The organism is Methylomonas sp. MK1 (genome assembly GCF_000365425.1).
GTDB lineage: Bacteria > Pseudomonadota > Gammaproteobacteria > Methylococcales > Methylomonadaceae > Methylomonas.
On sequence record NZ_AQOV01000002.1, the window covers coordinates 290128 to 311826 of the forward strand.

At 55.1% G+C, this 21699-nt stretch carries 16 protein-coding genes; 11 read left to right on the forward strand and 5 right to left on the reverse strand.

The features are described from left to right. Positions 1-111: 111 nt before the first annotated feature. The 7 genes from G006_RS0118215 to G006_RS0118245 all read left to right on the forward strand — a co-directional run bounded on the left by G006_RS0118215 (position 112) and on the right by G006_RS0118245 (position 10407). Positions 112-633 (forward strand): sigma-70 family RNA polymerase sigma factor, encoded by a 522-nt coding sequence (locus G006_RS0118215; RefSeq protein ID WP_026147148.1) that lies wholly within the window; start codon positions 112-114, stop codon positions 631-633. Positions 634-723: 90 nt separating this feature from the next. Further along, positions 724-1713 (forward strand): FecR family protein, encoded by a 990-nt coding sequence (locus tag G006_RS27230; RefSeq protein WP_020484660.1) that lies wholly within the window; start codon positions 724-726, stop codon positions 1711-1713. Between the two features lie 191 nt (positions 1714-1904). Continuing rightward, positions 1905-4394, forward strand: coding sequence for a TonB-dependent siderophore receptor (locus G006_RS0118225; protein WP_020484661.1), 2490 nt, complete (start codon positions 1905-1907; stop codon positions 4392-4394). Positions 4395-4602: 208 nt separating this feature from the next. Further along, entirely contained in the window at positions 4603-5832 is a 1230-nt protein-coding gene (locus G006_RS0118230; RefSeq protein ID WP_020484662.1) for a PepSY-associated TM helix domain-containing protein, read from the forward strand. A gap of 265 nt (positions 5833-6097) precedes the next feature. After that, on the forward strand, positions 6098-6604 hold the full coding sequence (locus G006_RS0118235) for an RNA polymerase sigma factor (RefSeq protein WP_020484663.1): 507 nt from the start codon (positions 6098-6100) through the stop codon (positions 6602-6604). Between the two features lie 90 nt (positions 6605-6694). Further along, positions 6695-7753 carry a FecR family protein gene (locus G006_RS0118240; protein ID WP_020484664.1) on the forward strand — a complete coding sequence of 353 codons (1059 nt, stop codon included), beginning with the start codon at positions 6695-6697 and terminating at the stop codon, positions 7751-7753. A 296-nt stretch (positions 7754-8049) separates the two neighbouring features. Beyond that, positions 8050-10407, forward strand: a complete 2358-nt coding sequence (locus tag G006_RS0118245; RefSeq protein WP_020484665.1) for a TonB-dependent receptor domain-containing protein — start codon at positions 8050-8052, stop codon at positions 10405-10407. A gap of 229 nt (positions 10408-10636) precedes the next feature. Here G006_RS0118245 and G006_RS0118250 read toward each other — a convergent pair whose 3' ends face one another. From G006_RS0118250 to G006_RS26690, 5 genes are read right to left on the reverse strand one after another with little or no spacing between them, the layout of a single operon-like run. Next, a complete protein-coding gene (locus G006_RS0118250; protein WP_020484666.1) occupies positions 10637-11272 on the reverse strand; it encodes an NAAT family transporter in 636 nt (211 codons plus the stop codon). A gap of 32 nt (positions 11273-11304) precedes the next feature. Further along, positions 11305-12627 (reverse strand): sulfate adenylyltransferase subunit 1, encoded by a 1323-nt coding sequence (locus G006_RS0118255; protein WP_020484667.1) that lies wholly within the window; start codon positions 12625-12627, stop codon positions 11305-11307. After that, entirely contained in the window at positions 12627-13562 is a 936-nt protein-coding gene (gene cysD / locus G006_RS0118260; RefSeq protein WP_020484668.1) for a sulfate adenylyltransferase subunit CysD, read from the reverse strand. Before cysD ends, G006_RS0118255 begins: the two co-directional genes overlap by 1 nt. Before the next feature lies 1 nt (position 13563). Beyond that, positions 13564-16146, reverse strand: coding sequence for a YbcC family protein (locus G006_RS25935; protein WP_020484669.1), 2583 nt, complete (start codon positions 16144-16146; stop codon positions 13564-13566). Then, entirely contained in the window at positions 16143-17735 is a 1593-nt protein-coding gene (locus G006_RS26690) for an NADH-quinone oxidoreductase subunit L (RefSeq protein WP_020484670.1), read from the reverse strand. Before G006_RS26690 ends, G006_RS25935 begins: the two co-directional genes overlap by 4 nt. Positions 17736-17923: 188 nt before the next feature. On the opposite strand from G006_RS26690, the gene G006_RS25940 reads away from it, so the two are divergent. The 4 genes from G006_RS25940 (at position 17924) to modC (ending at position 21683) form a co-directional block, all read left to right on the forward strand. Then, positions 17924-18853, forward strand: a complete 930-nt coding sequence (locus G006_RS25940) for a LysR family transcriptional regulator (protein WP_051067722.1) — start codon at positions 17924-17926, stop codon at positions 18851-18853. Positions 18854-19253: 400 nt separating this feature from the next. Continuing rightward, the gene (locus G006_RS0118280; RefSeq protein ID WP_020484673.1) at positions 19254-19568 is read left to right on the forward strand and encodes a hypothetical protein; all 315 of its coding nucleotides are present in this window, start codon (positions 19254-19256) and stop codon (positions 19566-19568) included. Positions 19569-19908: 340 nt separating this feature from the next. Next, complete coding sequence (gene modB / locus G006_RS0118285; protein WP_020484674.1) at positions 19909-20595, forward strand: molybdate ABC transporter permease subunit; 687 nt, start codon at positions 19909-19911, stop codon at positions 20593-20595. Positions 20596-20606: 11 nt separating this feature from the next. Then, positions 20607-21683, forward strand: a complete 1077-nt coding sequence (gene modC, locus G006_RS0118290; RefSeq protein WP_409521193.1) for a molybdenum ABC transporter ATP-binding protein — start codon at positions 20607-20609, stop codon at positions 21681-21683. Positions 21684-21699 lie beyond the last annotated feature (16 nt).

Sequence of the window (21699 nt, forward strand, 5' to 3'; positions counted from 1 at the left end):
AATTCTTCAGCATTCCAGGCGTCACCTATGCTGAGGGCCCATCAGTTCAAGTCGGGCGCGGATATTGCTATTCAAAAAGCCACACCTTGGCCGCCCTGCGTTATTTGTCCCATGCTTGAATTAACCGCTACCGACATTGCCGACCTGATGCATAAGCATCGCCGCGAATTATTGGGTTTTCTGTCGCAACGCATCAGCTGCGCGGAAACCGCGCAGGATATTTTTCAGGAGACGTTTATCCGCTACGCCGGCTACGGCGGCAAAGACCGCGTCGAAAACCCCCGCGCCTTTATTTTCCGCATCGCCGCCAATCTGGCCACCGATTATCTGCGCAGCCACAACCGCCATTCAGGAAGAGACGTCGAAGACTCCACCGACGACGAGGCGGAGGGCGGCGAGCAATCTGTCTTATCCGTCGAACGGACCGTCATGTCGCAACAACAACTGGAGCATTTGATCGCCGCGCTGGACGAGTTATCGCCCAAATGCCGGGAAGTATTTATTCTGCTGAAGCTCAAGCATTGCAGTTATGCGGAAGTGGAGCAAAGGCTGGGCATCTCGCAGACCATGATTTTCAAATATTTGACCCAGGCGTTGCGCCATTGCCGGCAGAGGATCGGCGAGCTGGATTGACCGGGATTCTTTTCTCCCCAAACGCGCCTGTGTTTATCCGGCCGGCGTTTTATAATCCGATTCCCGAACCGACCGCGGCTTTGCCTTTTTATGAACCAACCCATCCCGCCTTTACCCGACGCCGACGCGAATGCGCAAGCCGAATACTGGCGGGCTTTGCGCGAATCGCCGTTCTTCGACCGTGAGCAGGATTTGCGCTGGCAAGCTTGGTTGGAGGCCAGCAGGGAAAATCAGGAAGCCTGGCGGCAGACACAGCAGTTTTTTGACTGTATAGCGGGCTTAAACCCGGCGCAAATCGACCGAATCGAACGGGAAGTAAGGGCCTCGAACGGAACGCAACACAAAACGCCTGCCCGAACACTGCCCAAGCGCAGCCTCTGGATGTTGCCGATTGCCGCCTGCCTGATGCTGGCCTTGTGTTTGGGTTGGGCATTCAGCGCCGGTTTCTTTGCCGATTTCCGTACCGGTACCGGCGAGCAGCGCCGGATTCAACTCAGCGACGGCTCTTCGGTAATCCTGAATACTGCTTCGTCGTTGTCGGTGGAATTTTCCGAAAGACAACGCCTTATCCGCCTGCACGGCGGCGAGGCTTATTTCAAGGTGGCCGCCGATGCGGCCAGGCCGTTCGAGGTGGTGACGAGTGGTGGCCGGGTCAGGGCCTTGGGTACGGCTTTTGATGTTAAACAATGGCAGGGCGACCTGGCGGTGACGGTCTACGAACACAGCGTGCGCGTCGCGTTCGCCGATGGCGAGACCGTGGAAAGTCTGGCGGCAGGCCAACGCGTTGTATCGGCTGGCGGTAAAGCCGGACTGCCGGAACCCGTCAATCTTAAACAGGCCGGTGCCTGGCAGGAGCGGCGCCTGGTGTTCAAGGAAAAGCCGCTGCGACAAGTGGTGGATGACCTGAACCGCTACCGTCCCGGAAAAATAATCATCGCCGATCCGGCTTTGGCCGAGCATCTGGTCACCGGCATATTCGACGCCGACGACCCGGAGGCGGCATTGAATGTCATCGAAAAAACCTTGGCGGCCAGCGAAACCCGCTTGACCGACGCCTTGGTGATCTTGCGCCGCCAATAAGTTTTCGCCGCGTTGTTTTCCTGGTCAATGGCCGCGAAACCGCGCCGTTTGGCCTTCGGCTAAATAAATTTTCTCATCCGGGTTATAAAACCGACTCGCTCGGTCGTCTTTGCTTACGAACCCACACGGCTACCGCGAAGGAGCGCCTTCTTCGCCAGCCGTTTTCAGCGTATTTAAAGCCAGGAGGCCGGATGAGTCAGCGTTATTCCTTTGTTAACCCGCTCTGTTTTACCCTTTTTGCCGCGACCCTAAGTGCCAGCCCCTTGTGCGCGGCGGAGAGTGAAATCAATTTTGTAATCCCGGCGGCGCCGTTGGCCGACGCCCTGCTGCAATTTTCCGAGATCAGCGGCGTCAAGGTGTTCTTCAGCTCGCAATTGACTGACAGTCTGCGCGGTAACGCCGTGCAAGGTCGATATACGCCGCAACAAGCATTGCGCAAACTATTGGACGGCTCCGGTCTGGCCGCGAAATCAGCGGGCGACGGTACCGTAACCTTGGAAAATTCGACAAAGTCGGTAGAACCGCAATCGGCAAATTCTATAACTATGCCGGCGGTGACGGTCACAGGCAAATCCGGCTATGCCGACAGCGACCCTTATAATCCCGACTACAACCGCACCAGCGCCAGTGCCGCCACCAAAACCGATACGCCGATCATGGAAACCCCGGTATCGATTCAGGTAGTGCCCAGGGCGGTGATGAACGATCAAAAAACCACGACCATTAAAGATGCTCTAGAAAATGTCAGCAGTATACGTCCGCAATCCTCATTGGGATTAAGTAATGCCTATATAGTCCGCGGGTTTCGGAACGGCCGAGTTTATCGAAATGGTCTGGTCGCCAACGGCCTGGGTATTGGCGAAGGCGCTCAATTCGATTCCGGCAATCTGGAACGTATCGAAGTGCTCAAGGGTCCAGCAGCAGTTTTATTTGGACGTATCGAACCGGGTGGCTTAGTTAATCTGGTGACCAAAAAGCCTCGCGACGAAGCTTATTATTCCGTAGAACAGCGTTTCGGCGCGTACGATTTCTATAGAACCGAATGGGATGCCACCGGACCGGTGACCGGCGATAAGTCATTAAGCTATCGTTTTTCCGGCGCTTATCAAAACAACAAATCGTTTCGGGATTTTAATTTTAATGACCGGGTTCTGGTCAATCCTTCCGTGACTTGGCGACCCAGCGATGCGACGGAAATGTCCCTGGAGCTGGAAGCCTTACATGAGGATTACCAGGTGGATAGAGGCTTGTTTGCTATCGGTAATCGCCCGGCGCCGATTCCGGTTAGCCGGTCCTTTATCGACCCTAACGATCCCGTCGATACTAACTCCAAGGTAAACCTAGGCTTCAATCTAAGCCATGCTTTCAACGATAACTGGACCTTGCGCAATCGCTTCCTGGCTTCGTTTATTTACGATAAAAATACCTCAGTCAAACCCGCCAACGGCTTTACCGTCGAACAGTTTCTCGATCCGAGCACGGGTAATCGCCGCTATGCGCGGAATATATTTTCTCAAACCTCCGACAACGAAACCTATACGACCAATCTGGATTTGACCGGGAAATTTAACTTATGGGGACTCAGCCATCAGACTTTGGTCGGTGTCGATTATTTAAGAGCGGTTGGCAGCTATGAATTTTATGGCAACTACCAGGACCCGGTGCCGGGTTTGGAGATCGATATTTATAATCCCCAATACGGTATCGATCCGGCCTATTACGCCAATGCGCTGGCTACGCCCTCCGACGGCGGGACTAACCATTACCTGTTCCGGGACGACTGGTACGGTGCGTATTTTCAGGACCACATTACCCTATGGGATAAAGTACATATCCTGGGCGGCGGCCGTTACGACTGGGCGAGAACCGGTTTGGGCATAGGTGATTCGGCCAGCACCGCCGATGCCGCCTTACCGTCGCGCCGGGATGAAGGCTTTAGTCCACGGGTGGGTGTTCTCTATCAACCCTGGACCTGGGCCAGTATCTACGGCAATTGGACCACTTCTTTCGGCGCCAATAATGGCATAACAGCCACCGGCGCGACGATTAATCCGGAAATCGGCGAACAATTCGAAGCCGGGGTTAAAACCGAGTTTTTCGATCAGCGCTTGTCCACGACCTTGGCGTATTACCATTTGACCAAAGAAAACTTGATGACCCGCGATTTCAACAGCCCGGACCCGTTCGCTAGTGTGGCTATCGGTAAAGCTCGCAGCCAAGGTATCGAGCTGGATATAGCCGGACGGCTTACCGACGAGTTCAGTATCATCGGCAATTATGCCTTTACCGATGCCCGGATCACTAAAGACTTTTCCGGTCTGCAGGGCAACCGTCTGAACAATGTGCCCGAGCATTCCGGCAGCTTATGGCTCAAATACGATATTCATCACTACGAACCGTTGAACGGTTTGAGTTTTGGCCTGGGTTTGTTTGCCGCGGGACAACGGCAAGGCGATAACGACAATACCTTTGTTTTACCCGGCTACGCCCGTTTGGATGCCTTTGCCAGCTATACGTATCAACTTGGTAAATCCCGGTTGATTACGCAATTCAATATCCGCAATCTGCTGGATAAAACCTACTACGAGTCTACCGATCCCTTCCAAAACGCCCCGCCGCGCGTTGGTATTTACCCTGGTGCGCCACTGACGGCCATGGGGTCTGTGCGCTTGGAGTTTTAGTTCGTTCCGGCAGGCAAATTCGACATCTGAACAGGTCGGGTTTACACGCTCGACCTCTATGTTGCTAATTCACTTGACCCGCTCGCGACATCCGAGCGGACAAAAATTGAGCAAATGACAATTGGCGTGGGGATTTTCTTTGCTGAGACGTCCTATAGATGACCACCCGCCTTTGCCATCACGACCAAATTTGTTTTCGACTAAAACCATGGACATCAAAGCCAACAACCTAACGGTGATAACTCTTCGCCATACTTCAAGCCAGCGCCTGACTATTTTGAAAACCCGGCGCCAACGCTGGTTGACTGTCCATCTCTGGCTAGGGTTGACGCTGGGCCTGTTGCTGTCGATCTACGGCATCACCGGCAGTATCTTGGTATTTCACGCGGAAATAGACGAATGGCTTAATAACGAACTGTTGACCGTAGTCCCTTCGGAACAAACCGCCAGTTACCAACCGTTAGCGGAAGTTTTTGCTGCCGGACGAGCCGCCATGCCGCCGACGGCCAAATTGAGTTTCGCCACCTATCCGCGCAATCAATTGGCCGCGTTTCAATTGTCCTATGTCTTGCCTATTAGCCCGGACATCACCCAAAACTGGCAAGTGTATGTCGATCCATACTCCCCGAGGGTAACCGGCAAGCGCTTGATGCGAAACTCCAATGACTGGTTGCCCAACACCTTCATTGATTTGATTTTCGAACTGCACTATGCGTTGCTGATTAGGTCCGAGGGAGTCAGTACCGTAATCGTTGGCGTTTCTGCGGCGCTGCTGATCATCTCCACGTTGACTGGCCTGATCGTCTGGTGGCCGCTGACCGGGAAATGGCGGCAGGCGCTGACGTTCAAGGTGGGTGCCGGCAAGGTACGCTGCAATTACGATTTGCATAAGGTTAGCGGTTTCTACACACTGCTGGTGCTGATTCCGGTGTTATTTTCCGGGATTTACATGGTGCTGCCGCATAATGTGGTGCCGGTTTTAGAGTTGTTTTCGCCAGTGACTTACCGTTATTGGTTTCAATCCGCGCCACCCGTTGCAAATGCGCCGGCCATCAGCATGGATAAAGCTGTTGAGATGGCCATGCAACGTTATCCGAGTGGCCGGCCACATTGGATTTACGGTGCAGTGGAGCCAACAGATACCTACACGGTTTGCCAGGACGGTGTTGATGCGCCCGGCAGCATCTTGCAACGCCGTTGTACGGTGATTGACCGCTACAGCGGCAAGATTCTGGATCTGGACGACCCCAGCCTGCCGACTGCCACTGCCGGCGAAATTTTCACCCACTGGCAATGGCCTTTGCATTCCGGCCAAGCCTTCGGCATGACCGGGCGGATTTTGGTGTTTATCACCGGATTGGCTTGCCCGGTGTTGTTTGTCACCGGTGTGATCCGCTGGCGGCAAAAAGCCGCAACCCGGCGCAAACGGAAGGGCTGAAATCGATCGGTCATCAGGTACTGAAACGATTGGGCAATATGTTCGACCAACAAGAGATGTCTGAATTTGCCCATGTCAGTCGCGCATCGCAGCGGGAGGCTAGTTTAAAAGTGTGTCATATGCCGCACTTTGGTCGTTGCGCTTTCGGGGATTTCGCCATCAATGCTGCCAACTGATGGGGCAATCGCTACATAACGCTGGTTTCTAAGGGTAGTGGCTTAAAATTTGCTGTAGCAGAAGACGTTTCATTGCCGACTATGTGTTCATGGATGCAATCACCGATTCCGACTTACTGGCTAGCTTTCTGCTCTATCGGAAGGAGCTCCAGCAATTTTTGACGCATAAGGTCAATTGTGCGGAAACCGCGGCCGATTTGATCCAGGAAACCTATTTGCGCATCGCCCGCTATTCCGCCGTCGGCGAGATCGCCAATCAGCGGGCGTTCGTGTTTCGCATCGCCGACAACCTGGCCCTGGACCATTTGCGCAGCAGAGCCCGGCAAGAACAACGCGACGGCGGTCCGGTCGGCGAGGATATCGCTTGCAGTCAACCGCAACCGGATAGCACGCTGGAGGGGCAACAACAAATGGAATTGTTCGAAACACTCATCTACGAACTGCCGCCGCAATGTCGCAAGGTGTTCTTGTCGTGCCGCGTGGAAGGCAAGCGTTATTCCGAAATTGCCGCCGAGCTGGGCATATCGGCACGCACCGTGGAAAGTCATATGTATAAGGCCTTGAAGCACTTGAAAGACCGCATCGATTTCCTTTGATGCGCCGTGCGCTCGTATCATGCAACTTAACCCCGTTTTAAAATCGTGGCATCATGCCTGCCTCGGCTCAACGCTTCGCGCCCCCTAACCATGTCCGATAAGCCCCAATCCCCGTCTTCCGGTTCGCTTGCAAACCAGGCATTCGCCTGGTTTGCCCGCTTGCAAGCGGATGACGTCAGCGACGAAGCGCGTCGCCAATTTGAAATTTGGTACCACGCCGATCCCCGTCACGCCGAAGCCTACGACAAATCCCGCAAGCTATGGGACTTGCTGCAACAGCCGGCGGAGCGGGTTCAGCAACGTCTACAAGCGGATGCCGCCCAAACCAAAACGGAACCCTCTCCCGCCGGGACGACTGCATGGATGCAGGAGGTAGGGCAACGTCTGGAACAGTTGCCGAGAGGGCTGGGTAAGGGGCGTTTGTCATCGCCAGCTAGTAGCAGAAACCTGCACCGGGTTGCCTTTGGTTGTCTCGGGCTGTTGCTGTTGGTTGGCGGCTGGCGCTTGCCAGAGCAATGGCAAAACTGGCGTAGCGATTACCATACCGCAGCCGGCCAACAACTCGGCGTCGATTTGGCGGACGGCTCGCGGCTGACCTTGAATACCGATACGGCCTTGGTAGTTCGTTATAGCGACAGCCTGCGGCAAATCGAATTGTTACGCGGCGAAGCCTATTTCGAAGTCGCGCCTAATAAGCAAAGGCCGTTTGTCGTCGACGGCGGCCAAGCGACCGCGCGCGCGGTCGGTACCGCCTATAGTGTTCGCAGACAAGCCGACGAGCTGCGCGTCGTCGTCAGCGAAGGCACCGTGGAGGTCGGCGCCGATAGCGCCAAGGCTTTGGTGCACGCCGCCGAGCAAGCCGAGTATCGGCAAGGCCGGTTGCAAGCCGTCGCCCAGCTCGACAACGACGATGCTCTGGCCTGGCGACGGCGCCAAACCGTATTTCATCGTCAGCCGTTGACGCAAGTGCTGGCGGAAGTTAACCGCTATCGGCGCGGCCGTATTGTCGCTGTCAATCCGCAGTTGGCCGAACGGGTCGTCAACGGCGTCTTCAACAACGGCGATCCCGATGCAGTGCTGGCCGCGCTGGCAACCACGCTGCAAGCCAAGGCCTTGCGGATGCCGGGCGATTTGGTGTTGTTGTATTAACCTGGTCGGCGGGCGCTTTGCGCTAATAGTCAACGACTATAAAAAATATTCAGCATAGGTTAACAAGGCGCTTCAATACCGGCTTTCCCCCCTTTGATAAAGTAATCAAAGGGCATAAAGGAGAAGGTTGGAATGAGGGGATTAAAATCAATTTACATCCCTCACCCTAGCCCTCTCCCAGAGGGAGAGGGGATTTTTAAAGGTTCCCCAAAATATTTTTTTTCAGCACTAAGGGTAAGCCTGAGTCTGCGTCGTCTTTGTCGGTAACACCATCCATCGACGAAGGAGATAGACATATGAAATATCCCGCACCGGCTTGCCGTGCCCCACTCTACGTAGCGTTTGCTGCCGGCCTGTTGACTTCTACTGTTACCCTAGCTGCCGAGCAAAGCTTTGATATCCGCTCTCAAGCGCTGTCCGCCGCATTGACCCGTTTTTCCGCGCTCACCGGCCTGCAAGTGCTGTATGAGGGCGACATTGCCGAACGCATCACCGCGCCGGAATTAAAAGGCCGTTATACGCCGGAACAGGCTTTGCAGAACTTGCTGCGCGGTTCCGGGCTGCACTACCGGTTCAGCAACGGCAATACCGTCACCTTGGAAAAAGCGGCGGCGGTGGAACCGCAGTCGGCGGCCGGTACGACAACCTTGCCGAGTCTAACAGTGACGGGCAAAGCCTTAGGCAGCGAAAGCCTTAGCCTGACTACGCCGTCGATGCAAGAATCGCAAACCAAACTCAATCGAGTGGCGGGCGGCACCACGGTGATCGACGGCGAACGGATCACCGAAGGTGCGCCTTTGTCGGTCAGCGATGCCCTGGCGACGGCGCCGGGGGTTTATGTGGGCGACATTAGCGCCGGCGCGGCCGGCGGATCGCGCATCTCCATCCGCGGTTCGGACGGCAATTCCGATATTTCGCCGATTCGCGGGATCAAAATTCTGCGTAACGGCATGCCGTTTACGCACGCCAACGGGACTTTCGATACCGAGTCTCTCAATCTTTATGCCATCGATCATATCGAAGTCTATCGCGGTGCCAATGCCTTGGAATACGGCGGCAGCAATCTAGGCGGTGCTATCAATTACATCACGCCGACCGGTTACACCGCCGATTCGCTGAAAATCGGTATTGTCGGGGGGACTAACGATTATTACCGCCCGTATTTCAGCGGGGGCAAAGCGTTTGAAAACGGCCTGGATGTTTTTGGCACGTTTTCCTACGTCAATACCGATACGACCCGGGAAAACAATCATCAAGAGCAGTTTTTGGGACATGGCAATATCGGCTATCGCTGGAACGAAAATCACGAAACCCGTTTGTATTTCGATGCGCAAAACCATAATTTCTTGTGGCCGGCATCGCTGAGCAAGCGACAAATCGACCAAAATCCGCAACAAAACGCCAACGACTGGTCCTTGCCTAATGGCTTTTCATCCTACCGCTTCGATTTGAAACACTCGGTAAAATTGAATGGCGGCGACCGCTTCGATATCGGTACTTATTATTCGATCAATAACTATCGTTACGACTATACCGATAGCGGGAATCATGACCAGTGGCAGGATGTCGGCTTCAATTGGCGCCATGAACTCAACGGTCAATTATTGGGTTTAAAAAACCGGGTGGTATGGGGCGGTCTAACTCAGTGGCAATTCATCAACGATAAAAACTACGGTATCGTCGGCAGGCAGCTTGGGCCTTTGTTGACGGCGGAGCGCGACCGCTGGCTGAATGTCGAAGCTTTTATGGAAGACCAATTGAGTTTGACCGACGCGTTTACCTTGATAGCCGGCATTCAATTAAATTATCGCGACGTGAATTACGAGCGTTACGAGGGCTATGTAGCCAGTGCCGCCAGACCCAGCAATCAGGCCAATCAAGATTTTTTCACAGCCAATCCTAAACTGGGCTTTACTTGGCAAGCCACCGACGAAGCGCAAATTTACGGTAATGTCAGCCGCAGCTCCGAACCGCCAAAAATGGCCGATCTTGCCAATATTTATCTACAACCCAAAAGAAATCTGCAAACCGCCAGCACCGTGGAAATCGGTACGCGCGGGCAAGCCCAGCGCTTGAAATGGGACTTGGCTTTTTACCAGTCATGGGTCAACAACGAGTACTTGATTGTTTCCAATCCCAGAAATCCAACGGCCTTTTCCTCCACCAACGCTGATAGTACGACGCTGCATCGTGGTGTCGAACTCGGCTTGGAAACTACTTTGCCGCTAAATCTGGCAGCGTCCGGCGACAACCTGCGACTCAGCGGCAACTACACCTGGAACGACTTTACGTTTGACAGCGACCCCGCGCTAGCCAATAACCACTTGCCCGGCGTTCCCGAACACAATGCTTTCGTCGAAGCGCTGTACCAGCATCCCAGCGGTTTTTACATCGGCCCCAATGCCCGCATCGTCAGTTCCAACTGGGCGGACTTTGCCAATACTTTGGCCGCCAAGCCTTATGCGCTGTTGGGTGCGCGTATGGGCTGGGATGATGGCAAACATTGGAAGCTGTTCGTGGATGGTCGAAATTTGACCGACGAACATTACGCGTCTTCGGTTTGGGTGATAGGGAATGCCAATGGTGCCGATTTGGAACAATTTAATCCCGGCGCCACCCGGTCGGTGTTTGGCGGGGTGGAATACCGGTTTTAATCTCGAGGTGGTTTCAGGCTCCAGACAAAGCTATTAACCCGGCCCTATTCATCACGGGGATTCCGTTCGGGTTGAGTTCGTCGAAGGATGGACGGGAAAATCCGGGCATCCGCCGCCCCAAACCGTTCATGCTTCGACTGAGCTCGACAATTGCTTCTGCATCCATGCAAGTCGAGCACGAACGGTTTGGCCGGTAAGTCATTTCGGGAAGTTATTTTTAGTGCAATCCTCAGCCTCTCGCCAAAATAGGAAATAGCTCCGTAATGCCGCCGGCGATAAATTCCACAGCGGTCGAGGTCAACAACAAGCCCATCACCCGCGTCACCACATTCATGCCGGTTTGTCTCATCACGGCGATAATGCGCGGTGCCAGCAACAGAATCAGCAACACGATCAAACTGACGGACGCGATCACGCCGCTGAACAACAAATAGTGCGCCAAGGACAAATCGCGATGTGCATAGACGATGGTGGTGCTGATCGCGCCAGGCCCTGCCAACAAGGGAATCGCCAAGGGCACCACCGCTACCGAGGACTTTTCGTGCGACTCGGCGTCTTCTTCCGGTGTGTGCCGAGAACGATCATCGCTGACTCGCAGCATCGATATGCCCATCAACAGCAACAACAGACCACCGGCCACCCGAAACGCAGGCAGGCCGATGCCGAAGAAATTCAGGATAGGCTCTCCTGCCAGCAGCGAGGTGAACAACACCATCGCCACCGCAAATGCGGTGGTCATTGCTGTCTGCCGACGTTGCCCAGCTGATTTTGTCGCAGTCAACGACAGAAAAATCGGCATGGCACTGATCGGATTGACTACGGAAATCAAGCCGGCGAGCAATTGCACATATTCGTTCCAATTCATTTGGAGGATTCCTGTTTTTAGACCCTATAGCGTTAAATAATCACGCCAGCCGCTACCGTGTGCAAAGACGCCGGATCGATGACGATGAAACTGCCGGTGGTGCGGTTATCGACATACGCATCGACTAACAATGGCTGTTGCAATTTCAGTTTGACCCGCAGTATGTCGTTCATAACCGCCGTTTCCGGGGTGGCCTGGTGGTCCAGCGTGTTGACGTCAACCCGGTAACTTAACTCTTCGAAGAAAGCATTAACGGTGCGGGTGGTATGTTTAATCAGATACTTAACCCGCGATTGCAGTGGCTGCTCTGACAACCAGCACATATCGGCAGTGAGTGTCTTGACGACCCGCGGCGGCTGAATGGCGTTGGACAGCATATCGCCGCGCGAAATGTCGATTTCACTATCCAGCGCCACTACCACCGCGCGGTCTGTGCTTGCGACGGCCAATGACTGTTCGGCCACATGCAAACCTTTGACGCGCGCCCGCTGGCCGGTCGGCCACACCGCTATTTCGTCGCCAATGTGCAGCTGTCCCGAAGCCAGTGTGCCTTGATAACCGCGAAATTCCTTATCGTTTGCACCGTTGGCGGCATTGCCCAGCATCACCCGCACCACACGCTGCACCGGCAGCCTTAGCGGGGCCCGCTCGGCATCGCGCCGGGCCGGGACGGCTTCCAAGTATTCGAGCAAACTGGGACCGTGGTACCAAGGAATCGCCTCCGCGCGCGTCGCCACGTTGGTGCCATTTAAAGCCGATAGCGGAATGGCTTGCACGTGATGACGACCCAAGGCGCTGACGAAGGCGTTGAACGCATCCACGATGCCTTGATATACCGCAGGTTGCCAATCCACCAAATCCATTTTGTTCACTGCCAGCACTAACTCGCGGATACCGAGTAAATGTGCCAGATAGGCGTGGCGGCGGGTCTGGGTGGTGACGCCTTTCCTGGCGTCGACCAACAAAATCGCCGAGTCGGCGCTGGAGGCGGCTGTGACCATGTTGCGGGTATATTGCTCGTGGCCGGGCGCATCACCGATGATGAATTTACGCCGCGATGTGGCGAAATAACGGTAGGCCACATCAATCGTAATGCCTTGTTCCCGCTCAGCGATCAGGCCATCGGTCAACAACGACCAATCGATAGCCGCCAGCCCGCGTTTTTGCGAAGTGGCTTGAATCGCCGCCAATTGATCGGCGGCGACATTGCCGGTGTCGTACAACAAGCGACCAATCAGCGTGCTCTTGCCGTCATCGACGCTGCCGGCGGTGATAAAGCGCAGCAGCCCGGAATTAGCGGGTTGCACGGTCTCGTCAAATTGGCTTTCAAGTGTCACATAGCTAGGTGCGTTCATCAGAAATACCCCTCTTTTTTACGTTGTTCCATCGCCGCATCGGAGGCGCGGTCGTCCAGGCGGGTCGCGCCACGTTCGGTCAGCAGGCATTGGGCGGTTTCGGCGATGATGTCGGCTACGTTACCGGCTGACGATGCCACCGGCGCGGTGCAGGAAATATCGCCGACAGTACGGAAACGGCAGCTGATGGTTTCTACGGTATCGCCGGCCTGGGCCGGTGTCAGATGCGTTACCGGCACCAGAATGTCGCCGCGTCTCACCACTTCACGCGGATGGGCGAAGTAAAGCGCCGGCAGTTCGATGTCTTCGCGCTGGATGTATTGCCAGACATCGAGTTCGGTCCAATTTGAAATCGGGAATACCCGTAGATGGTCGCCCAGTGCCACGCGGGTGTTGTACAAAGACCAGAGCTCAGGGCGCTGATTTTTGGGTTCCCATTGACCGAACTCGTCGCGCACGCTGACGATACGTTCCTTGGCCCGGGCTTTCTCTTCGTCACGTCGGGCACCGCCCAGACAGGCATCGAAACCAAATTCGGCGATTGCTTCCATCAAAGTCACCGATTGATAGGCATTGCGCGATTCCAACGCATGCCGCAAACGTACCGAGCCTTTACGGATCGAGTCTTCGACGCTGCGCACGTGCAACTGGCAAGCGTAGCGTTCGGCCATCCGGTCGCGATAGGCAATCACTTCGTCATAATTATGACCGGTATCGATGTGCAACAGCGCGCAGCCGATGCGCTCGGGATGAAACGCCTTGTAGGCCAGATGTAACAACACCGCCGAATCCTTGCCGCCGGAAAACAACAACACCGGATGGCGACATTCAGCAATCACCTCGCGGAGGATGAACAGCGCCTCGGCTTCCAGTAAGTCCAGGTGGTCCGCCGCTGCGTGTGTCTGGTTAAAGGGTGTGTTTACTCGCTCGTTCATATTATCTCTCCTTGCCATAATTGGTGACGGCTTGCCAGTGCTGCGGCTGTAGATAGCGATAGCAGCGGTTGTCCAACGGATCGATGCGCGTCAGGTGTAACCAGTGGTTGTCTACCAATTGCCGAACCTCGGCGTGGTTTGCCAATACTTGCTCGATCATCTCGGCGGGTGCCTCGATGACCACGGTCAAACGCACCGGCTCGTGGCGCAGGGTTTTGCCGTCATGTAGCGATTGCCAAGGCAAGCCGGTGCGCAAATCGCCGCCGTTGCCTTCGAGAATGCCGATGGTGCCGACCACATTGTGTAACGCTTTGTTACCGCTGCCGAAGCGGCGGTTATCCACGGTCGAGGCGTAGTACTGCAGATTAATCCAGCTGGCCACCACCATTGGCGCGCTCATGATCAGACTCAAAATCGCAGTATCCGAGTCTTGCCGGTAATCGTAGTTGTGTAGAAATACCCGACCGTCGAATTCAAAGTGATACGTACGTTGTCTGGGCGCGGCAATAAAAGCCGTATTCCCCGCCAGACCCCATTCCGGACGAATCTGCGACCAATCGCGGCTGCGTTGAGTAACGGCTTTCATTAGCGCAGCGGCATCGTGGCGGGGTAATCCCAAACCCGGCGCGCGCTCCTGGCGAGTGAGTTGTGAAGCCTGATTCAGCCAGCGCTGTAATAGCAACAGGTCTTCGCCGAAGCAATGCGGGATTTGCTCAAGGTCGAACAGCCGCACCTCGTCCGTGGTCGTATCGTGCAAACCGGCGACAAACCAGGTGTCTTTCGGGATAGTCAGTCCCTGCGCTGCCAGGCCGGCGCGGACCTCGCGATCATTCAACACCGCCGCCGCCACCCTGGCGTTGGCTTCGCCGCTGTGTCCTCCGCATGCGCCGCAATCCAGGCCGGCAGCGTAAGGATTGTTGACGGTGGTGCTGCCGTGGCCGCATAACAACACCAGCCGGGCAAAACCGTCTGTCAGGCTCATGCCCTGCAGCGCTTTGCGCGCCAGTTCGATGCGCTCACCAAGGGCGATACCGGTTTCGACTACTGACCCCTTGGCAATCAGACGGCCGCGCTGGCGGGTAATGACCGGGCCGATGCGGTGGACGATGGCTTTGTCCAGACCGGCGATACCCGGTTTCACTACCGGCCGGGTCAAACCCAGGCTGTCGCTTAGCAATTTGCCGGCGAAGCTCAGACCGGAAATTTCCACGTAAGAGAAACACGACACCGCGGAATTTTTAAAGCCCTTCCAAAGTCTATTCAAGCGCTTGCGCAGCCAGCGCTTTTCCAGGATGCCGCGCAGTTCGCCGACATCGGCATCGGTTACACTTTCCCGAATCCGGAATCTAGGCTTCAGCAAAACCGGACATTGCGGCTGACCATGATGGTGCCCAAGAGCGATGTATTCGATGGGGAAACCGAAGAAACCGGCAAAGCCCAGGGTCTCTATGGTATTGGATTGCATCTCCAGGGAACGCCGATAAATCTCCGAGCGCACGTCGATACAAAATACCGCCTGCACGGTTTTGCGGTCAGTATAGCCGGGACCTGTTGCCGCAATCCCGCTGGCGAGTTTGTCGAACAAGGGACGCTGCTTCGCTAATTCGTAAGCCCACTGCATGATATGGCGCGCCTCTAGCGCCGCACCGGTATTGGTGAGCGACAATGGCGAATCGCGCCAATGAGCTTGCCATGTCTCGACATCTTTCGGGCTGGCAACCGTAACCCACAGCGCATAGTCGTAGCTAAGTCTTATGGCCAGAAGTTGTAGCAAAGCCTCACGGGTTTGCTCAGGGCTGGCTTGCCAATGTTTGTAACGCACCCAGGCGCTCCAGCCGGCGATGGTCAGCAACTGCCGGTGACAGGCATCGTCGAGTCTGCTAATCGGCAAGCCCATCGCTGTCAGTATCTCAGAGATCGCTTCGCTGGCCTGCTCCGGCAAGGCATTTATTGTCTGGCGAAATGAACTCAGACCTGCCAGTTCCGGGGTGTGATCGATTGCCGCGGCCCGACGCCATGCGGCATACAGCGGCAGTCCCCGCCACGGCATGCGCCAGGCCGATTGGCCTTGATCGAAGTAAGCCGCGCACCATTTGGATATTTCCTCGGTAATCAATACCGACCACTGGCTGCCACGCATGGCGTCCAGATGCTCCGCCAAGGTCTGCCAGCGCTTGCCGGTCAACCCGAAATCCTGGCCCGACGCTTCATGCAATAGGGACAGGCATTGTTCTAGCGACATACTGCTGCCGGCAAGTTGTAGTGCCTGCCTGACATCGGACTCTTCAATGCGGCCCGAACGATAGTGTTCGGCGTAGAAACTCGCCGGCATCAGCATCTCGCCTTGACCCATCCGCGCGCTGACTTCACAAGCATCAGCAAAGCTGCGCTCAGTTAGACCCAGAAACGGATTGACCGCGACGAACTGTTGCAGGGGCCATAACGGCGCGATGCGGGTGCAGGCGCTTTCAACGGCTGCAACTATATCCGGGGTTTGGTAGGTATGCGTGCCATCGGCAACGCTGACTATCTCGGCATCAGCGAATGAGGGCTGTGTTTTAAATGACAATACGGCTGAGTTCATTGCGACATTCCTCCAGAGTGACGATGGCTAAGACTGACGGGCTTGGACCCATACCGATGAATCATGCGGTTGGTCAGAGTACTGATGTAAAAGCCGTTGTAGATATGCACGTAGGCTGCTTGCCAAACCTGGGCAGCCGCCGGGCCCGGGTACTGAATCTGTAACATCAAAATCGTGAAAAAGCCCGCCAGTACGATGATCAGCAAAACACTATCGAACACGCTGTCTATCGGCATCTGGTCAGCAATGTCTGCGCGCAGTAAATGCAAGAAGCCGGTTTGCAGGGCGAAATACAAAAGGCTAACCCCGGCGGCAATCAGCAGGGCTTTGCCGATTTGCGCTGGACCGGTTTGATGGGCCACGGCATTCCACAACAAGTAGGTCAAGGCCATTTGCAAGATGGCACCCAACAGCACAATGCCCGGCTCTTCCCTAAATGTCAGATCGAACAAGCCGGCACTGCCAACGGTCAAGCCCAAGGCCGCTATGAACGCCAGCAACAGTTCGCCTGGATGGCGACTGTCGCGAATCGGCGGAGCCCAGGCCGCGCGAGCAATGTCCACCACGCTGCCGCTGGATAAAAAGGCGTGCGCCTTGTACAAGGCGTGGGCGACGATATGCAGCATCGCCGAGGAAAATGCGCCGAGCCCACATTGCAACATCATGAAACCCATCTGGCCGACGGTGGAAAAGGCCAGCGATTTTTTGATACTGGTTTGAGTCAGCATCACCAATGAGCCGAAAAGAGCAGTAATGGTGCCGATGACTGCCAGCAAGTGCAGTGCGACGGGCGCCTGCACCAGTATGTGGCTCATGCGTATCACTAGAAATCCGCCGGCATTGATGATGCCGGCATGCATCAACGCCGATACCGGCGTGGGGGTTTCCATGACCTCCGGCAGCCAGCTGTGAAATGGAAACTGCGCCGATTTGATCACAGCGCCAATCACCAGGGCAAAGGCTGCGGCGTTCAACAAGCCGGTGTCCGCAACCGGTCTGTCTGCAAGTGCGAACAATTCCCTGAATTCAAGGGTGCCGAAGACTTGATAAAGCCAAACCCCTGCCAAAATCAGCGCGCAATCGCCTAAGCGGCTGAAGACAAACTTCTTGCGCGCGGCGATACGAGCCCCCTGGCGTTCCGGATAAAACAACAATAATCGGTGCAAACACAGACTGGTGAGAATCCAGGCCAGCACAAATAATATGAAGTGGCCGGCGATGACTAGGGTCATCACTGCCGCGATAGTCCAGGCCAGCCACTTAAAAAAACGGCCCTGACCAGGATCGCCATCCAGGTAATGACGTGAATAGCGGATGACCACGGCGCCTATGAACGCCACCAGCATCAGCATGATGACCGAGAGTCTGTCGATGTATAAGCCGTTATCTGCGACACCAGCAGGTAATGAAACCGGATAGAAAATGCCGATGCCGGAAAGCCCGGCTGTGAGTACCGCCATGATGGATAAAGCGCCGCACAGTTTGCCCATTTGCTGCGGGTGGCGTGTCGCCCAGGCGGAGGACGGAGTGCCGGATAGAAACAACAGCAGCGGAGTCGAAACAGCCAAGTAACTGATCAAGGATGTCATGGCAGCAACTCCTGTCTAATTAGCAATGTGGCGTTGCTGTCAGATTGTTCGATGCATAAGATTGCCCAGCTGATAGTACGGTTCATGAGAATCTCCGAAGTGTTGAGAGTGAGGTCATGCTAGCAATCGGCTATTGATTCATCCAATATATGTATTTAATCTAAATGTTCTTTTTTGTTAATGACTAAATGGCCTCACTGAACTATCACCATCTGCGTTATTTCTGGATGATCGCCAACGAAAACAATTTGACGCGGGCTGCTGAACGCTTACATGTGTCACAGTCGGCGCTGAGTATTCAATTGCGTCAGCTAGAAGAATCGTTTGGGCAAAAGTTGTTCGAGCGTGAGGGCAAACGCCTGCAATTAACCGAAGCCGGACGGATTGCCCTGGATTACGCCAACGCCATTTTTCGGGCTGGCGATGAATTGATCAGCTTGATGCATGGCCGTTCGGCGGGCGAACGGCAGTTATTGCGGATTGGTGCAGTGTCTACGCTGTCGCGTAATTTTCAGCTGGAGTTGGTCCGCTCCTTAGTCCTGCGCAGCGATGTCGAACTGGTGTTGCATTCCGGCAGCCTGCGCGAATTGCTGGCGCAAATGCATACCCACACCATCGATCTGGTGCTGTCCAACCGGCCGGTACCGCGAGATGCGCAAACCAATTGGCATTGCCATCTATTGGATGAACAGCCGGTCAGCTTGGTCGGTAAACCCTGCGCCGACAATCTGCCGTTTCAATTCCCGCAGGATCTGCATGGCAGACCCCTGCTGTTACCGAGCATTGAAAGCGAAATTAGGGCCGCGTTCGATTTCTTGCTGGAACAAGCCGGCGTGAGGCCAATTGTGGTGGCCGAAGTCGATGACATGGCGATGCTGCGCTTGCTGGCGCGCGAGTCCGGCCATTTGACCCTCGTACCGCCGGTGGTTGTGCTGGATGAATTACGCCAAGGTCTGTTGGTGGAGCGCTACCGTATCGCGGATATTCGCGAGCGCTTTTATGCCATCACGCCGAGCCGGCGTTTCCCGAATGCTTTAGTCAAAGATTTGCTGGCCAACTCGTCTGAATCAAGGGTTTCGGACGTTGATCACGTTTCAATAGCTGGCGGCGAGGCTTGAGTCGAATTAACGTGCGTAGCGGGTTTGCATGCCAATTTGCCGAGGCATTTTGGCAATGCGTGAAGTGCGCGAGCAAACCATCAATCTATTAGCGGAATGTTTTGCCTGGGTACTAAGTCTAGTGACTGGGAAAGGCATCGCTCCCATGAAAACGTCTGCACTTGTATCGCTGACAATTTTTTCTGAATGTTGCGGTCTTGTCGCATTCCTGTCTCAAAACAATACACTCAAACTGTGACACATCCCTGAAAGTCCCTGTGTTCCGGGGCTTGCGGGCGCTAAGTTCCGTGGCATTGATATTGCTGTGGGTCAATTGAGAATCACTGGGATTTTCAAGAGGGCGGCAGGCGCGTGCCAAAGCCTATCGCCGATTTTTTGGCAATGTCATTAAGGTGATGAAATGAGTGAAGTGATATGGGTCGGATTGATTATGCTGATTGTGGCTGCCTGTGCATTCGCGCCCTTGGGGTGCATGCTGTCGGCTTATGCAAAGTCCAGTAAATCCAGCGGCACTAGCAAAGCAGTAGGTGATGTCGGTGGTCCGGCGAAGGGACTGCCCGAGGATTCGGTCCTCAAACGGCATTTTTTGACGCAATTGCAAAGCGAGATTGAGGCAACCTTGTTTCCGCGGCCAACCGATTCGATGCTGCAACGGCATTACGATGCCTTGGTGGCGGCCAAGCTGGAAAACCGCTTGCAGATTATCGGAAAATAAGCCCTTGTTGTTGATTTAACTGCAATAACTTTAAATCTTTAAGATATACCCTCTTTGAAAAAGAGGGGGAAGCAGCAAGTCGAAGACTACTCCGGCCCTTAAAATCGTCGCTTCCGCCTTTGCGGGCACGACGACGCCAGGGAAATTAAGGGCCGGGTGAATAACTCAATCGGGATAGGCGCTGATAATGTCGCGCCTATTGTGCCGATACTCATCGTAGCTGCGGTTTTGCTGAACGCCATTGCGTATTTTGCTGGCGTTCTACCAGCCCGATTAGCGAAAATAGACCGCAGATGTGTCGCCTCGTAGCGATTTCCCCGTCACTTAGACCAAGCCTTGCATGCTAAACGCCGCCGATCTCGACACCTTGTTTTTGACCTTTCGCGTCGCCAGTCTGGCTACCTTACTGTTGCTATTGTTGGGTACGCCGCTGGCTTGGAAGTTGGCGCGCAGCCGCTCGCGCTGGAAAGGTGTTATCAATAGCATCGTAGCTCTGCCGCTGGTGCTGCCGCCGACGGTATTGGGCTTTTACTTATTGGTGTTGATGGGGCCGGCTGGGGTGGTAGGGCAATTCACCCAGTGGTTGGGTATAGGCACTTTGCCGTTCAGCTTTGGTGGTTTGGTGGTGGCGTCGGTGTTGTATTCGTTGCCGTTTGTGGTGCAGCCTTTGCAGAACGCCTTCGTGGCAATGGGCGATGCACCGCTGGAAGCTGCCGCGACCTTGGGAGCCGGGCCGCTGGATAGATTTTTCAGCGTGGCGCTGCCTCTGGCGAAGCCGGGTTTTTTAACCGCTGGCGTGTTGGGGTTTACCCATACCGTCGGAGAATTCGGCGTGGTATTGATGGTGGGCGGCAATATTCCCGACAAAACCCGCGTCGTATCCGTGCAAATTTACAATCATGTCGAAGCCTTGGAATACGGGCAGGCGCATTGGCTGGCCGGCGGCTTGCTGATCTTCTCTTTCTTGGTGTTACTGCTGCTGTACAACAGCCAACAAACCCAAACCCTGACGCAATCCTTGAAATGACTATGTCCCAAGTGCCCAGCATTCAGGCCCGCTTGCGCCTGGCTTACGACCAATTTGATTTGGATGTGGATTTGCAATTGCCTGCCAGCGGTGTGACGGTGCTGTTCGGTCACTCCGGTTCCGGTAAGACCACCTTGCTGCGTTGTATCGCCGGGTTGGAACGGCCAACGCAGGGCTTTTTGAAAATCGGCGACACCCTTTGGCAAGATAGCGAGCAAGACTTTTTCCTGCCCACCCATAAACGTAATCTGGCTTATGTGTTTCAAGAGGCCAATCTGTTCCCGCATCTGTCGGTGCGCGGCAATCTGGATTATGCAGTGCGGCGCTTGCGAACCAAAGATAGGGCATTTTCCTTAGAGCAGGCTATCGAATTACTGGCGATAGGGCCGTTGCTGGACCGCTTGCCAGCCCGGCTGTCCGGCGGCGAACGGCAACGCGTAGCCATTGCCAGAGCCTTGGCCGCCAGTCCGGATGTGTTGTTGATGGACGAGCCGCTGGCCTCGCTGGACGAGCAACGCAAGCAGGACATCCTGCCGTATTTGACCGGCTTGCATCAGAATCTGCAAATCCCGATTCTGTACGTCACCCACTCCTTGCAGGAGGTCAATCAACTCGCGGACCACCTGCTGGTGATGGCCGCCGGTAAGGCCTTAGCCTGCGGGCCGCTGGCGGAAACCCTGACGCGGCTGGATGGGCCTATGGCTTTGGATCGGCAAGCGGCCAGCGTCTGGCAGGGTAAGTTGATCAGCCACGAAGCCGAGTATCATCTCAGCCATGCCGAATTCGCCGGTGGCAGCCTGAGTTTGCCGTATTTGGATATGCCGATTGGTAGCTCGGTGAGAATCAGAATTTACGCCCGCGACGTCAGTATTACCTTGCAACCGCCGGAAGCTTCCAGCATCTTGAATATTTTATCGGCCCAGGTTTTGGCGCTTAGCGAAATGGGGCAGGGCCAAACCGTGGTGCAACTGGCAGTCGGCGACGAGGTGCTACTGGCGCATATCACCCAAAAATCGGCGATGTTGTTAAACGTGCAGCCCGGCATGGCCGTCTATGTGCAAATCAAGGGTACTTCCATCGTTCGGTAAGCATTTCCGCTCACTT

Excerpts from the sequence above, each read along its gene's own strand:
- G006_RS25940 (WP_051067722.1), top strand. The coding sequence starts at position 17,924 with ATGGCCTCACTGAACTATCACCATCTGCGTTATTTCTGGATGATCGCC.
- G006_RS0118245 (WP_020484665.1), top strand. The coding sequence starts at position 8,050 with ATGAAATATCCCGCACCGGCTTGCCGTGCCCCACTCTACGTAGCGTTT.
- G006_RS0118280 (WP_020484673.1), top strand. The coding sequence starts at position 19,254 with ATGAGTGAAGTGATATGGGTCGGATTGATTATGCTGATTGTGGCTGCC.
- G006_RS0118215 (WP_026147148.1), top strand. The coding sequence starts at position 112 with ATGCTTGAATTAACCGCTACCGACATTGCCGACCTGATGCATAAGCAT.
- G006_RS25935 (WP_020484669.1), bottom strand. The coding sequence starts at position 16,146 with ATGAACTCAGCCGTATTGTCATTTAAAACACAGCCCTCATTCGCTGAT.
- G006_RS0118255 (WP_020484667.1), bottom strand. The coding sequence starts at position 12,627 with ATGAACGCACCTAGCTATGTGACACTTGAAAGCCAATTTGACGAGACC.
- G006_RS0118230 (WP_020484662.1), top strand. The coding sequence starts at position 4,603 with ATGGACATCAAAGCCAACAACCTAACGGTGATAACTCTTCGCCATACT.
- cysD (WP_020484668.1), bottom strand. The coding sequence starts at position 13,562 with ATGAACGAGCGAGTAAACACACCCTTTAACCAGACACACGCAGCGGCG.
- G006_RS26690 (WP_020484670.1), bottom strand. The coding sequence starts at position 17,735 with ATGACATCCTTGATCAGTTACTTGGCTGTTTCGACTCCGCTGCTGTTG.
- G006_RS0118240 (WP_020484664.1), top strand. The coding sequence starts at position 6,695 with ATGTCCGATAAGCCCCAATCCCCGTCTTCCGGTTCGCTTGCAAACCAG.
- G006_RS27230 (WP_020484660.1), top strand. The coding sequence starts at position 724 with ATGAACCAACCCATCCCGCCTTTACCCGACGCCGACGCGAATGCGCAA.
- G006_RS0118225 (WP_020484661.1), top strand. The coding sequence starts at position 1,905 with ATGAGTCAGCGTTATTCCTTTGTTAACCCGCTCTGTTTTACCCTTTTT.
- G006_RS0118250 (WP_020484666.1), bottom strand. The coding sequence starts at position 11,272 with ATGAATTGGAACGAATATGTGCAATTGCTCGCCGGCTTGATTTCCGTA.
- modB (WP_020484674.1), top strand. The coding sequence starts at position 19,909 with ATGCTAAACGCCGCCGATCTCGACACCTTGTTTTTGACCTTTCGCGTC.
- G006_RS0118235 (WP_020484663.1), top strand. The coding sequence starts at position 6,098 with ATGGATGCAATCACCGATTCCGACTTACTGGCTAGCTTTCTGCTCTAT.